General features: G+C 57.2%; 14 protein-coding genes and 2 tRNA genes. 12 read left to right on the top strand and 4 right to left on the bottom strand.

Annotated features, from left to right (window positions below):
• Positions 1–109 precede the first annotated feature (109 nt).
• The 4 genes from AB1772_05155 to AB1772_05140 all read left to right on the top strand — a co-directional run bounded on the left by AB1772_05155 (position 110) and on the right by AB1772_05140 (position 3,143).
• Positions 110–1,645, top strand: coding sequence for a hypothetical protein (locus tag AB1772_05155; GenBank protein ID MEW5795730.1), 1,536 nt, complete (start codon positions 110–112; stop codon positions 1,643–1,645).
• Complete coding sequence (locus tag AB1772_05150) at positions 1,645–2,613, top strand: ROK family protein (protein ID MEW5795729.1); 969 nt, start codon at positions 1,645–1,647, stop codon at positions 2,611–2,613. Before AB1772_05155 ends, AB1772_05150 begins: the two co-directional genes overlap by 1 nt.
• A 5-nt stretch (positions 2,614–2,618) precedes the next feature.
• Positions 2,619–2,999: a hypothetical protein gene (locus AB1772_05145; GenBank protein MEW5795728.1), complete on the top strand. Its 381-nt coding sequence runs from the start codon at positions 2,619–2,621 to the stop codon at positions 2,997–2,999.
• 71 nt (positions 3,000–3,070) lie between these two features.
• Positions 3,071–3,143, top strand: a tRNA-Phe gene (locus AB1772_05140).
• Positions 3,144–3,328: 185 nt separating this feature from the next.
• Here the strand turns inward: AB1772_05140 and AB1772_05135 are convergent.
• Positions 3,329–3,709, bottom strand: a complete 381-nt coding sequence (locus AB1772_05135; GenBank protein ID MEW5795727.1) for a DUF6249 domain-containing protein — start codon at positions 3,707–3,709, stop codon at positions 3,329–3,331.
• Between the two features lie 124 nt (positions 3,710–3,833).
• Between AB1772_05135 and AB1772_05130 the strand changes: the two genes are divergently transcribed.
• Both AB1772_05130 and AB1772_05125 read left to right on the top strand, forming a co-directional pair.
• Positions 3,834–4,388 carry a sigma-70 family RNA polymerase sigma factor gene (locus tag AB1772_05130; protein ID MEW5795726.1) on the top strand — a complete coding sequence of 185 codons (555 nt, stop codon included), beginning with the start codon at positions 3,834–3,836 and terminating at the stop codon, positions 4,386–4,388.
• Positions 4,379–4,996: a hypothetical protein gene (locus tag AB1772_05125; GenBank protein ID MEW5795725.1), complete on the top strand. Its 618-nt coding sequence runs from the start codon at positions 4,379–4,381 to the stop codon at positions 4,994–4,996. The genes AB1772_05130 and AB1772_05125 overlap by 10 nt, the downstream gene beginning before the upstream one ends.
• Before the next feature lie 31 nt (positions 4,997–5,027).
• On the opposite strand, the gene AB1772_05120 is transcribed toward AB1772_05125, so the two are convergent.
• Positions 5,028–5,870: an exonuclease domain-containing protein gene (locus tag AB1772_05120; GenBank protein MEW5795724.1), complete on the bottom strand. Its 843-nt coding sequence runs from the start codon at positions 5,868–5,870 to the stop codon at positions 5,028–5,030.
• Between the two features lie 279 nt (positions 5,871–6,149).
• Here AB1772_05120 and AB1772_05115 point away from each other — a divergent pair, with 279 nt between their 5' ends.
• The 5 genes from AB1772_05115 (at position 6,150) to AB1772_05095 (ending at position 10,383) form a co-directional block, all read left to right on the top strand.
• A complete protein-coding gene (locus AB1772_05115) occupies positions 6,150–7,670 on the top strand; it encodes an aromatic amino acid ammonia-lyase (protein MEW5795723.1) in 1,521 nt (506 codons plus the stop codon).
• Positions 7,671–7,819: 149 nt separating this feature from the next.
• Positions 7,820–7,892 (top strand) — tRNA-Thr (locus tag AB1772_05110).
• Positions 7,893–8,433: 541 nt separating this feature from the next.
• Positions 8,434–8,925 carry a hypothetical protein gene (locus AB1772_05105; protein ID MEW5795722.1) on the top strand — a complete coding sequence of 164 codons (492 nt, stop codon included), beginning with the start codon at positions 8,434–8,436 and terminating at the stop codon, positions 8,923–8,925.
• A 45-nt stretch (positions 8,926–8,970) separates the two neighbouring features.
• Positions 8,971–9,558 carry a hypothetical protein gene (locus tag AB1772_05100; protein ID MEW5795721.1) on the top strand — a complete coding sequence of 196 codons (588 nt, stop codon included), beginning with the start codon at positions 8,971–8,973 and terminating at the stop codon, positions 9,556–9,558.
• 81 nt (positions 9,559–9,639) lie between these two features.
• Positions 9,640–10,383, top strand: coding sequence for a dockerin type I domain-containing protein (locus AB1772_05095; protein MEW5795720.1), 744 nt, complete (start codon positions 9,640–9,642; stop codon positions 10,381–10,383).
• A gap of 12 nt (positions 10,384–10,395) precedes the next feature.
• Here the strand turns inward: AB1772_05095 and AB1772_05090 are convergent, their stop codons facing one another.
• On the bottom strand, positions 10,396–11,601 hold the full coding sequence (locus AB1772_05090) for a 6-phosphofructokinase (GenBank protein ID MEW5795719.1): 1,206 nt from the start codon (positions 11,599–11,601) through the stop codon (positions 10,396–10,398).
• A gap of 350 nt (positions 11,602–11,951) precedes the next feature.
• Between AB1772_05090 and AB1772_05085 the strand changes: the two genes are divergently transcribed.
• Positions 11,952–12,455, top strand: a complete 504-nt coding sequence (locus tag AB1772_05085; protein ID MEW5795718.1) for a hypothetical protein — start codon at positions 11,952–11,954, stop codon at positions 12,453–12,455.
• A 245-nt stretch (positions 12,456–12,700) separates the two neighbouring features.
• Here the strand turns inward: AB1772_05085 and AB1772_05080 are convergent.
• The coding region (locus AB1772_05080; protein MEW5795717.1) for a hypothetical protein at positions 12,701–14,217 on the bottom strand (1,517 nt) is incomplete at its 5' end.

Here is a 14,217-nt window from a genome sequence, read left to right as displayed (position 1 = left end):
AACAGGACTGAGTCCTATGGCGCCTTGATTTAGTTTGACTGCCGCAGGTTTTGGTCTATCTTCGGGCCGCATGAAAAAGTTCTGGCCTTGTTGGTTGTGCCTGCTGGCGATGAGTCCCTTGCTCTATGGGCAGGAGGCGGATACGCTACCGCGAGGCGCGGTGGCGAAGCGATTCGTGGCGGCAACCAGATCGCTCGAGAGTTTCCGCCCGGTGGGTGATCTCCGTGTCTGGGCGTTCTATGCCCGTCAGACCACATTCGGCCAACTCACTTCGGCGATCACCGGTTACCGGGAGATTGACGATCAGAATGCGCTCATCCTTCGGGAGTCGCTCGAAATTGACTACGCCAAATTAGACATGGAGGGCAAAGTCGCCCTTGCGGGCGAGTGTTATGTGACCCCCCGCGGCGGTTTTGCCGGGTGCGAGTACCAGATTGGACCGCGAGATTCCGCTGAACAGTTGAATCTCAAGCTGACCATAGATCGCCTCGCCGGCTATTACACTCGGGCCGGGACAAAGAGAGATGTCGCCTTGCCGCTCGTGCCGGGGAGGTTCATGTGGGACAGCTATCTGATCGACCAGCTCGAAATCTACCTGGCTATGCGCGATCTGCAGATCGGCACACGGTTCGATGATTCAGTGTTCATGCCGCAGTCGCTGATGTCAACTCATATTGCCGGTCAGGTCATCTGGTTTATGTGGCAGGAGATTTACAAGGGCAAGATTGATTCAGTGTTCGTCATCAAACTGACCGAGCCGGGCAACTATCAGCTATACTTTACGCCGGACAAACGACTGGTCAGGGTGGACATGCTCGACCAGAATATCAGGGTGTACCAGGATGTGGTCAGGCGCGCTCCCACCGACCGGACCTCCCAGGCGGCCACTCCAGTGCGTCCGCCATTCTCCCTGAAGCTGCTGGTTTTGAAACTGCCGCACTATGTCGCCTTTCTGTTCGTTGCTGCTGCGGCGATCCTGCTTCTGGCCTGGCGCTCACTCCGATGGCCGGAGGCTTATCTCTATCTGGCCGGTGGAGCGGTGCTGTTCGCCCTCATGCCCCTAGTGTTTAACCCGATGCTCGTATACATAGCAACCGAGTGGCTGGACCTGGCTCAGGCAAGCGGGAGCGGTCTGTATATTCGAGGTGCTGTCCTGCCTGTTATCACCGGTTTTGTCCAGGTCGGCTTGATGTTGGGTGCGTCATTGACATTACAGCGGACTTTGAAAGTTCGCGCCTATCGCCTGACCGGGTTGGGCGCCTTCCTGGGAGCGGGATTCGGACTTGCTGAGGCTGTTTATGTGGCTGGCTGGCAGATTACGCTGCTCTTCGACTGGCCCCTGCTCGAACGCGCCTGCCTGATTGTTCTGCACACTGCATCAGGAGCGCTCCTCGGTCGGTTCCTGTCTGATACGACCGTGCGCCTGGGATATGCTTTCGTAGGAGCGTTAATCGCCAATGCCGCGGCGCGATTCCTGCCGCTATTTGTTCAGCGGCGAGTCATTGGTTTGGAGGCGGTGCACGTCATCCTCGCCTTTTGGGTCGTTGCCTACCTGGTCGTAGCATTGGTGTTTTCGAAGAAGTCGGAGGCGAGAGCCTCGCAACCGCCGGCAGTCGCCGGCGGCGCCGCAGGGGAGAGTCAGTAATGTCGGATCAGCCCGCATACGCCGGAATCGACATCGGCGGGACCAACATCAAATACGGCCTGGTTGACTGCAAGGGGAAGGTGCTATTCAAGGAACAGCGCCCCACCCTGGCAGAGAAAGGCCCGGAACCGCTGTTGCATCTGATCGGCAATATCGGCGAGAGACTGCTCTTGCATGCTGCCGAAGAAAGCCTCGAGGTGGCAGGGTTGGGCGTGGGGACGCCGGGTACAGTGGACTTCAAAACCGGTCGGGTGGTTGGCATGTCGCCGAACATTGTGGGATGGAAAGGGACGCCGATCGGCAATTTCCTGCGCGAGCGTCTGAATGTGCCGGTGTGGGTCGATAACGATGTCAACGCGGTCGCCCTGGCGGAACATCGTTTCGGCGCAGGCGCAGGATATCAGTCGCTTGTATGTGTGGCGGTTGGCACCGGAGTGGGAGGCGGGGTTATCCTGAACGGCAAGCTCTGGCGAGGGGTCACGTCGGCGGCGGGCGAAATCGGCCACATGTCGATTGATCCCAACGGCCCCGCGTGCGGGTGCGGCAACAAAGGGTGCATCGAGGCTTTCTGCTCGTCGTCAGCAATCCTTGCCCGTTGCCGCGCCAAGCTGGGCGATCACCTCACGCCGGTGTTCGAGGAAGTGCTGACTGGCGATCCGGACGAACTGAGCATTAAGAAACTATTCGCAGCGGCCAAGCAGCGCGATGAGATCGCTCTCGACGTGATCGCCGAGACGGCCCGATACCTAGCGATGGGGCTGGCCGGGGTGGTGAATCTTTTGAACCCTGAGTTAGTAATAGTAGGAGGGGGCGTTGCCGACGGCGGCGCCGGTTTCGTGGAAGCGGTGGCCCAGGAGATTCGCGGCCGGGTGTGTGACTCGGCCGGTGAAAAGCTCCGCGTGGTTAAGGCGAGCCTGGGCAACAGCGCCGGTTTTATCGGCGCCGGCATTCTCGGTGAGGAAAGGTAATCGCGATGGGCGACAAGATTTCAGAATCGTCGACAGCTCGCGCACCCTGGTCATTTCTGGTGGCCAAATGGTACGGCTATATACTGGCGCTGGTTTTCATGCTCTACGGCGGAGTTAGTATCATACTCGGAATACTCGACCGCGATTATACCGAGACCGGCAAGTTCCTGGTCTTTCTCCTCATCGGCATAGTTCTGGTCACTATTGTGGTCGGTTTTCGCGACCGCAAGCGGTGGGGCTGGTATGGCCTGATCGGTCTTCACGGCTTAGTCGTAGTCCTGGCCTTGTTCAATCCGGGCAATCCATACAACTGGTTATTGATCGTGTTGTCCGCGGGATCTCTGGGTCTGCTGTTCGCAAAAACCACCAAGGGGGAGATCTTCTGAGGCGCTCCATTTATCGGTTGACACCGTAAGGTTTCTGGGTAAATTTCCAAATCTTTGCCAAGTATATCACTGGCGCCCTAGCTCAGATGGTAGAGCAACGGACTGAAAATCCGTGTGTCCGCAGTTCGATTCTGCGGGGCGCCATTTTATGGGGGTGACGCGCTGCTATCAAGGCGCCAAGCGGGGTTGCCCGACGGCACATAGGGGATGTGCGTGGTGGAGCCTGCCCCCGACGTGATCGGGGGCCTCGTCTGCTACGAGATAGCTTCCGTTGGAGCACGAGGACGTACGCCAACCGCTCACTTCATGGAGCGACAGGAAAACACCGCCTAGGCAGTCGGAGGCAGGCGGCGTTCCCGCTCCTCGATCTTCTTGATCTTCTTCTGGGCGATCGGGTAGTACGCGAGCATGCCGACCCCCGCCAGCAGGAACATCAGGCCGAATACGGTCTCCTCGTGCCAGTAGTACGGCATCCAGCGGGAGAAAAGCCAGGCCAGTCCGATCCCCACCAAAACCATCCCCCATTTCAGACTCGAGAGATTGACCAGCTCAGGGTGGGCGAACAGCACCCTGCTCGCCTGCGGTTCGGCGGCGGCTTTCTCGATGATCCGGCGTCGCGTGACGGCGTCGGTCACGATTTTGACGATTGCGACAATCGATGCAAAAATGATTCCGACAATGATGGCGTCTTCCATGGTCAGTCCTTTCAACAGGTTTCCTGGCTTATTGGACCGGATCGCGAGGCCAAAGTTGCAGTCAGAAAAGTGCAACTTTGAACCTGTCCGGCCAGTCTATTAGGGTATGAACGGGCAGGCTGGAAGCGAAACCCGGGACATGGTTGACCGGATTCTGAGCGGCGACCCCACCGCCTTCAAAAAATTGGTGAAAGAGCACGAGCGCCTGGTCGGCCAGATGATATTCCGGATGGTACCCAACGAGACCGACCGCGAAGATGTCTGCCAGGATGTTTTCGTCAAGGTGTACCAGAATCTCGAGGCGTTTCGCTTTGACTGCAAGCTCTCGACCTGGATCGCCCGGATCGCCTACACCACCTGTCTCAATTACCTGGAAAAGAAGCGGCTCCCACTCTACGATGACACCCATCCGGAGGGCATTGGTGTCGACGACTGCATGTCTCAGCTGGGCGACCCGGAGCACTGGGCAGGCTCCCGGCAAGCGGCGGTACGGGTCTGCGAGGAAATCGACAAGCTGCCGGTGATCTACGGCACGATACTCAGCCTGTTTCATCTTCACGAAATGAGTTATGCCGAAATCGGCCGGATCTTACGGCTCCCCGACGGCACGGTCAAAAGCTACCTGTTCCGGGCGCGCAAGCTACTGAAGGAGCGCCTGCAGGTCAGATACTCGCTGGAGGAGCTATGCGCGTAAGGCATCTGACCGATATCGAAATCCAGGCGCTGCTGGACCGCCGAGAGATTGGACCGCTTATCGGTGTTTCCGGCGGGCGTTATCGGAAAGACCTCGATTCGCAGGAACATCTGGATAACTGCCCGGTCTGCCGGAGCGAGATGGAGACTTATCGCGACCTGTACGTGGAGTTGGGGAGCTCCGGCAAAGTTATCCTGCCGAAAAATTTCGCCCGAAAAGTGACCTTTTCGCTGCCGCCGTTTAGGGCGCGCCGGACCCGTGCCCGCTTGCAGTCGGCTGGCATTTGGCTGGCAAGTCTGGCCATAAGCCTGTTGTGGTTGGTCGGACAGGTGCCTGTCGACCTTATTATTGTGCAGGCTGCCGGCGCCGTGATGAACTGGCAGCAGCAGGTCGTCGCGATGCTGAACGTGCTGTCGGCTGTGTTCCCTCTATCCGATATGGTGGCGATCTGGGTCGTTGCGCCGCTGGCGAGCGCCGTGGATACTGTCCAAAGGGCTCTCGTCGTCGAAGGCGGCCCCGCTAACACGATTGTGCTGGCCGGTATGGCGCTCGCGCTGATCGCCTGGGTGGATTGCCTCTACCAGACAACTCTGCGGCAACGAAACTGATTGCCGTCAGTCTCCCAGCCTCTTTACGAATCTAGGCCAGGTGAAAACTCTGGATGCGGTCGAGACGAAAGGTCCGCTCGGCCTGGGCTTTTTCACAGTATGCGGTAACGTAGAAAACGGTGCGGAGGTTGTGCAGTCGCTTGGGCCAGATAGTCCGGCTCTGCGGTGGCTGACCGTTGGTTGCGTAAACGATCTCCAGAGCACGCCCCTCGCTCGCCGCCTGCGATATCTCCCGGTACTGGTCCGGCAGCGGACGCTCATCGCCGCGCCACTGTGACATCGAATAGAAAGCAAAAGCCCGCTTGAATTCGCCGTAGCTATGGAACACCGGGAAGTCCTGCGCCACCATCGTGAACAGCTTCCATACCAGCGAGGCATCATCGGACGCACGGTGATTCTGGTCGGCGCCCAAGCCGAACTTGCGCATGAGCGACTGCAGGGAGTAGGAATCGAGCCCCGGCCGGTACTTGTGATAGAGATCGACCGTGTCAATGATCAGATTCTCCATGAGCGGCACGCCGACGCGGTCGGCCTCGCAGCCGACAAAGGAGATGTCAAAAATGGTGTTATGAGCGACCAGGATTGAGTCCGTCCCGCAGAAGTCGCTGAATTGTTCAAGCACCGGTTTTATGGTCGGAGCGCTCTGGACCATGGCGTTGTTGATGCCATGGATTTCGATCACCTCGGCCGGAATCTCCCTCTCCGGGTTCACAAGCGTCTGAAAACGTTGAATTCTCTGCTCGCCCAGTCGAAACTTGACCGCACCGATCTCGACAATTCGATGCGCCGCCGCCCAGATGCCCGTAGTCTCGGTATCGAAGGCGACAAAGTCGAGTTGCAGCAGGTACTCGTCGTCGGTTTTACGCCATCTCACGGGTCAAATATCGCCATTTTCAAACCGGTTGACAATCGCCAATTGCGGCGTACATTTCGGGCAGAGGTCTGCCGTGGCCACACTCGTAAAAACATTTGTCCCTGAATACTCACCGGTGACCGCGCCGGTCCGGTCGTTTGCCGCGGCCTACAACGCCCTTCGCGCCTCCGGCCTGCAGGACGAATAGCTCTGGTAGTTCAGCGCAGACTGCCCGGTCGCAGTCGAATCCACATTGCACTGACGCCCCGTCACGGGGCAATCGAAAAACAGGTGATAGAAATGGCTATAAGACTAAACGGTTCTGAACTGACCATTGACAAACTGGTGGCGATCGCGCGCCACCGTGAGCCGGTCGAGCTGCCACCGGACGCGGTGGAGCGGATCAAAAAGTGCCGCGCGATGCTCGAGAAGAAAATCGTCGCGCACGAGATCATGTACGGCGTGAATACGGGGATCGGCGAGTTCTCCGAGATTGTCCTGAATGACGATCAGATCAAGGATTTCCAGAAGTACCTGATTTACAATCACTCGGCCGGTATCGGTGATCCCGCCCCAGTCGAATACGTGCGCGGGGCGATGGCGGCGCGGATCAACGTCCATGCACATGGCAAGTCCGGGGTTCGTCCCGAGGTCACGCAGACGCTGGTCGACATGCTCAACAAGGGTGTCACCCCGTATGTATGCCAGAAGGGGTCTGTCGGCGCCTGCGGCGATCTGGCGCCGATGTCCCAGATTGCCCTGCTGATGCTCGGTGAAGGGAAAGCGTACTATAAGGGCGAGCTTCTCGACGGTCGCACTGCCATGAACCGTGCTGGAATCCCGATCCCCGGATTGCAGGCCCGCGATGGCCTCGCGGTGATCAACGGCTCCAACGTCCTTACAGCGATGAGCGCTATCTTTCTGCATGACTCGAAACTCTGGCTAAAGCAGGCGGAAATAGCCGCGGCCATGTCGCTTGAGGCGCTCAAAGCCAATATGAAACCGTACAGCGCGAAGCTCCACGAGGCGCGCGGTTTCAAGGGGGCGGTCCGCACCGCCGAGACGATCCGCAAAATTGTTGTGGGAGGAGATTTGGCTGAGGGACGCATGAAGAGCAAAGTGCAGGATGCCTATTCGATGCGCTCCACACCACAGGTGATCGGCGCGGTCCATGACGCGTGGGACTACGCAAAAGAGCAGGTGGAAATCGAACTGAACGGCGTGGGCGACAATCCGATCTTCTTCCCCGATGAGAACCTGCAGTTGTCCGGCGCGAATTTCCAGGGGACGCCGGTATCGTTGCCGATGGACCTGATGGGCGCGGCCATCGCGATGGTGTGTGTGATGTCCGAGCGTCGCATGAACCGGCTGAACAATCCGGCGCTATCGGTCGGCCTGCCGCCGTTTCTGACTAAAGGTGCGGGTATGTTTTCGGGCCTCATGCTGATTCAGTACACCGCCGACAGTCTGATCGCCGAGCAACGCATTCTCTCGATGCCGGCATCGATCCAGTCAATTCCAGCCGCCGCCGACCAGGAAGATTTCGTATCGATGGGAATGAACACGGCGATCAAGAATATGCAGATTCTTGATAACGCTTACGGTGTACTCGGGATTGAACTGATGGCCGCCGCGCAAGCGCTGGATATTCGTGACTACAAGTTTGGTGTTGGCACTACGAAAGCGCATGAAGTTATCCGCAGGCATGTGGCTTTTCTCGATGTCGACCGTCCGCTGTATCCCGACCTCGATGCCATGAAGGCGCTGGTGAAGTCAGGGGAGATACTTGAGGCGGTGGAGAGCGCGGTCGGGAGTTTATAGTAGGTCGGGTTCGCCGCATGGACCAATGCAGCGGCAAACCCGACACGGGCGTCCCATCGCCGTGCTGTGATCGTCTTCTCCCTTTTCCATTGACAACCCCTCCCAATTCACTACATTTGCCGCTCTGGTTGACGACAATCGTCATATCAGCCACCGTAGCTCAGATGGTAGAGCAACTGATTCGTAATCAGTAGGTCGACGGTTCGATTCCGCCCGGTGGCTCTTTTTTGTGCCCGGAGTCAGAAGTGACTTCTCGCTGTTCAATCGGCCCGTTCCCTTAAATTTCATTTGACAAACGAAGCGCCGGTATCTACGTCGATTTCACTTGACAAACAGGGCTAATAGAGCCTATTTTCCATCAGGAAACGGAGAATCGAATCTGATGGCCGGGTTGCGAATAGAAGGTTATAGGGGACGATGTGTGATCGTATGGCTGACATGTATCGCAGCACTCGTCGTGGGGCTTCAGTCTTGCGCTGACGATGGCGCTGGACCGCCGTCGGCGTACTCTTTTGAGGGCACTGTCAGCGATTCAGTTTCCGGCATACGGCTCGACTCCGCTGGTATATCCTATTCTGATCCGCCTCCGGCCATAGCACCGTTCTACTCGGATAGTACAGGATACTACCGAGGCGTAGCGCTCGCCGGCCGTATTACCATTTTCGTTCACAAAACTGGGTATGTTACTCAATCGAGGCAGCTTCACTTAGACCGCAATCTAAGAGGGATCGATTTTAGGTTGGTAGCTCAATAGGAGGGGCTCATGTTCAGGCAATTATTGGTCGTTGCGAGCGTCATTCTTCTCGGTGCCAGCAGTTTTGCCCGGCAACGTCTGCTCGTCGAATTCAATATTCAGGATTCTGATTCAACTTTGGCGTGGTCAGCACGCCTTGAAGATAGCGGTGTCACCGTCAGACACATTTTCCTGCCGAATGCGGCTATTGTTGAAGCTCCGGCCGTTTCCTCGAAGAATCTCTTGTCGAGAGACGGATCCTGGCAGCAGTTGACTGTCGCGGACCTGCTCGACCGGCCTGGCCTGCCGTTGTCCAAAACGGCTCGGGCGGCGTATTTACATCTCGAAACGGAGTCTTCCCATCCGCCCGCCGAAGCTCTTTCGATCCCGGAGCCGCCATACGAAGGTCCTACCGAACCCGGTGAAGCGCCCGAGACCTCGCTCTTGAATCACCTGACCGGACAGTACCTGATCGGTTATGTAGCGGTAGGAATCTACCTGATGGAGTCGGTAGGAACCTAAGAGAACTGGTGGCCAGCGGCTGAACAACAGACCTTCAACGAAATCGTGCAGGGCCTGGACTGGCTGTCGAACGAGGCATTTGAAAGAGGAGCGAAAGTAGTCTGGGTCTATCCGCCGGTCGAGAAAATAGCCACGACCTATGAGCCTATTAACGATCAGCACGTGCCCTATTACTCGGACTTGAACTGGCACTTCCGATGGCTGGATGACATATACACCGCTCATGGGGTTTCAGATGAGTGGGACGGAGCGTACGAACTGGCCAACCAACTGCGCAGAACATACAAAGCCAACTGGGCGATAGAAATAGCGGTGGCCATGGATCAGAATGATGCCAATCACAGGTTTTCAGACAATTATTTCGCGTATTCCAGCATGTACGAAGACAATTCACCGGGTCGTTCACCTATTGTTGTGACGACTTACAACAACGACGGCTGGGGCCCCAGTTTAATGGATTATGTTGTCTCACATGAAGCAAGTCATGTGTTTGGGGCGTCAGATGAATACAGGGACGAGGATCATCCGGCGCCCGACTGTAATCACGTGACTGACTGCGGACCTCACAGTAGCTACCTCCAGACCGATAACGGCAATTGCGAATTCTGCAACCCAAATTCTGCGAGTTGCTAGAAACGGGAATACCGCTCTGTGTGCTCTTATACCCCGCCTGAACTGGGCTGGCGAGACCAGTGGCTTCCTGGAAACGGCGTGATGGACCCGGTGGACCAGAACTCAGCGAGCTATATGTGGATTTCACCGGTGGCGGCGGGTGATCGGATAACCATAGTCTCACTCGGCGGACAGCTCATGAACGTGATTTCGGTGTCGCCGGACATGCTGGTCGGCGCGGACAACAATGTCATTTTGTGGGATGGAGCCATGTGGAATGACGCATTGGCCGCCACCTGGTACTACGCGGTCTCTAAGAACGGCTCTGACATGGGCACATTCTTTTTGGACGTTTCAAACCCGACCACTTACACTATACCCAACCATTCCTTCGCATTGGACGTAATCACTTATCGAAATGTCAATGCGGCTTTATGTATCCGGCACACTGTTTACGACAGTTTGGGTAACATCTACAGCCGACCACGATTCGACGTGATGACCAATGCCAACACCTGGATCAACGCGCCCATTGCCGGATACGAAGACGGCATATACAGATCGGTAGTTTATGGTCACCGATCGGACGGGCTGCGGACCAACGTCTCTACAGTGATTTTCATGAACTACATCTGCGGGGACACCAATAACGATGGCACCGTAACGATAGCGGATGTGACCCTACTGTCCGACTTTCTTTTCGTCAATCCGGGGATCGTACTGGCCCACCCGGCGTCGGTCGATGTAAACTGCAGCGGGGATATCACAATCGGCGACATCTCCATACTGATAGACCACCTTTTCATCAGCGGAACTCCGCTGAACTGCTGTCATCACTTAACGTAGCAGGACTCAGACCTAATATATCCGCTGAGGTAAACGGGTCTCTTTCTTGCAGAATGGCTCATACTCCGGCCGCATTCGGCCAAAAGTGAAACCCAACTGCTCGAAACAGGCGACCTCGTTGAGATCAACCAGTCGCTGTTTGATAGCGTCCTTAATATCCATGTACCAGGCGGTGTTATTCGAGAATCCGGTCACGGTCACGCCTGAGAAATCACGAAGCAACAAAACCACGGCGTTGGCGCCGGCTACCATGCCGAAATTGGCGTCGTACGCGGAGGTCGTTCCGGAACGAACCAGGTGCGACGGCACCACGGTTCTGACTTCGGGCACTTCGAACAGACCGTCCACGTACATCCCCTGCCGGATCATGAACTGCTTGATTTCGACATCGGCTATGAGCCGTTTCTTCAGTTCCTGTTCTACATAGCGTCCCGCGCCCGCGAGCTTTTTGTGACCGAAAGTGTCCAGCCCGGCGGAGTCATCGTACATCTCCTTTCCCGATGCATCTTTCAAGCCCTCAGCTACGACTACAGTATAGGTGCCGGCTTTGACATCGGACTCGATGATGCGCTTGGTGAAAACTTTCTTGCAGTGGCGGTAGAGTTCGTCGAAATCCACAGGAATTTCGGGAATCAGAATAGCGTCGGCCTCGCCCGCGACCCCGCCGCGAAACGCCGTGTGCCCGGCGTAGCGGCCGAACACCTCGACTACCATCACGCGGTTGTGGGTGCGGCCAGTGGTTTTCAATTCTCGAACGAAAAATCCGATCCGGTTTATAGTCGAGTCGCCGCCGACCGAGTACGAGACCAGGTCGAGGTCCATAGTCTTCGGCGCATGCACACAGCGAATGCCACGCGCCGCGAGATCGGCCACCACCGCGCCGGTGTCATCGCCGCCGCTGATGACCAGGCCGTCGATTTGAAACTTAGCCAGCCCGGCCTTGATGCGCTCGTACTTTTTCTCATCTTTGATCTTCGCGATCTTCACCCGCGAGTGGCCCGCCTCGGAGCCCGCTTGTCCGATACTGAAGGTGTCGAGGCGCGAGGGGGTCAGCTCAACGAGGTAGTCCATGTCCACGAGATTGTACAGGCCGGCGTAACCGTTAGGGATGGCGTAAGCCGATAGCCCCTTGCGGGTGGCCATCTGGGCCGCACCCTTTACTACAGCGTTGAGGCCGCCGCAATCGCCGCCGCTGGTGATGAGTCCGATATGCCGCATCGATTCGTATCCTCCGATTTCAACCGCGCCTGACGGCGTTTTCACGCAAACCGTTCGTGTTGTGCGCCATTATAGGCGCGACAGGCAAGCCAGTCAACTTATAGTCGGACGGGTCCGCCGGATATCTTCCACCCCAAAGCAGCACTTTATGAAATTCGAGTTATCCGAGTTAATATCAATGTGTTACATCGATCAAGTTCCGCGCGCAAAAGACTGTGAGTTATTTCACTCAAAGGGATTGCTTGTCCTAACTGAAATGACTAAACTAAAAAGTTGATAGCAAAACCGATTATGGGAAATGGACACCAAGTTCCCTAAAACATAAATGAGTCTTTCAAACTAAGGAGACCATGATGAGGAAATCGTTGGTTGTCATGCTTGCGATGGCGGTAGTGGCGATAGTCGCCTACACGCTTCAGGCGCAGGAAGGCGAGAAGTGGCTTGATCCGGCCAACTGCTACTACTGTCAGCCGCTGACTCAGACCGAGGGTTTAATGGAGAACCTCGGCTGGGAGAACTACAATATCAAGAACGGCTCGATATCGGTAACGACGTACAAGCCGGAGTGGAAAGAGAAGTGGAAGGCGGCCTCAGCCGAGATGCAAAAGCGCTGGATGGCAATGCCGACTGAAGCTGAGCATCCTAAGTGCGGCATGTGCAAGGCCTGGTCCGAGGTACCGATGGACAGAGTGTCGTGGGAGAATGTCGAGTTCACTGGTGGCGAACTCGGTATTACGACATCCACTGACACGGCGGTAGTAGCCCAGCTTCATTCAATTACCGACAAGACGCGCCAGGCGATGGAAGATTGGATGAAGGCCGAAGCGGAAGCCAAGGCTGCAGCGAAGCAGTAGCCGGCTGATTATTCAGTGAATTCCGTGACTGGTGGACGTCCTCGTCCACCAGCGCGGTGTCGAGAAGCTGGCGCACCGGGAGGTACGCCGGCCACGGCTGTCGGGCAGGGTCGCCCGACAGCGCTCGCGGCGGCAGGTCTCGGTCCGGTCCCTCTTTCATCGGGTCCGGACAAGGACCCCGGATCAAGTCCGGGGCAGGCTCTGCCGCAACTCTTACGCAGCACTTCAAAGCCGCTCTTTCTTGTTTACGGAGTCAGCCAGAAGTCTCGCGGGTATAGGCGATGTATTTTGTGCGGGCCTTCCTCAGACGCGATATACTCTTCGAGCGACTGGAACTGCGGTTCCGGGCCGATCAAGAAGAAGTAACTGTCCGTGGTTTTCTCCGGTGGTGGTCCGTAGCCGACCAGCACCGGGCCATAAGCGTCTCGCATCTGCCCCTCGAGTTTGCTTAAAAGGTCGGGATTTCGGCGCATCTGCAACACCTTTTCACTGTAGCGCCTGACTACTTCCGGTGTGAAGCCGTCGGCCAGGTCGGCGGCCATCGCCTCGGCGCGTTGCTCGTAGCGCCCCTGGGAACGAGATGAGCGGAAAATCTGGGCAATAGCGTAGTCGACGAGGCTCGAGTCGGGCTTGGCGTTCTTCAGTTCGTTGACCACGAAGCGCATCGTCTCGGCCACATCCGGGCAACGCTCGGCATAGTAGTTTACTCGGCCGGTCTGCTGGCTAAACGTGTAACCGTTGCTGTAGGCCAGGCCCGCGGCCCAGGTGCGGGTGAACAGTCCGTGCGGGCCGCGGCCGCCATACAGTTTGCCGGACAGGCAGTTGATAACGGCACCGGTTGTCGTGTCAAACTCATCGGCAATGCGGGCCGAGAAGATCAGAACACCATTCTGGGTTCCCTGATGAACCAGCCCGGCATAGATGATTGGGCTGCCGGCGTTGTTGTCGCGTTCGTTCAGGCGGGCCAGAACCCGGCGGGTGGCGCTGTAACTCTGCCGCGTCGAACGCTCCCTGGCCAGTTTATTAGTCAGACCCTCGATCCCCGGCATCGCCGCAGTGCGATCCTGTGTGTTGGACACCATAAACAGGCGGGCGTTGTCCGTTCTGCGCAGAAGAGCCAGAACTTCTTTCAGACGAGTGAGGACCACGGACGGAGAAGCCAGCAGATCGCTCCGGGCCTGGTTGCAGAGATACGTCCAATCGGCGGACAATGACACATCCGGAATATCGCCGAGCATAACCGGTAACGACTGAATGAGCGCTCCCGCGGTGGCCTTTGCAGGTTCACCCAAGGCTGCGTATCGAGTCGCTACCTCATTCTGAACGGAGGACTCTCCCCCAGTGGACATTGACTCGATATCCCCGCAGAGGTCCAGGAGTGCCTGTCGCGAGCGGCCGTCTCCGGCTGCTCTGAGGGCATCGATGAACTCTGCCAGTTCAGTTTGCGCGGCCTGTCCGCCGGGATCGGTCAGCAGCCAGCGCATACGCTGGAGCATGTGCGCTTGCGTGAGGAAGCAGATACTGGTCAGCATGAGAGGATTGTTGTCGAAACGGTAGCCGTCGGCGACGCCATTGACCCAGTATTCCTCCGGAGCCTTCACCCGGTTACGCGCCGACTTTATCATCTGATCCAGGCAGTCCAGGATTCGTGGCAGGTTTTCGGTCTCAAGATAGGGTGAATAGAGTGCGGCGTTCATCCAGTCGAGCGCGTTGAGCAGCTCCTGACGGTTTCCGCCCTGTCCGGCCAGGACCAGCTCGGCCC

The organism is Candidatus Zixiibacteriota bacterium (assembly GCA_040752815.1).
Taxonomy (GTDB): Bacteria; Zixibacteria; MSB-5A5; order GN15; family FEB-12; genus JAGGTI01.
The sequence above is the reverse complement of the archived record's forward strand: the minus strand, read 5'-3'. Positions and strand labels throughout refer to the sequence as shown.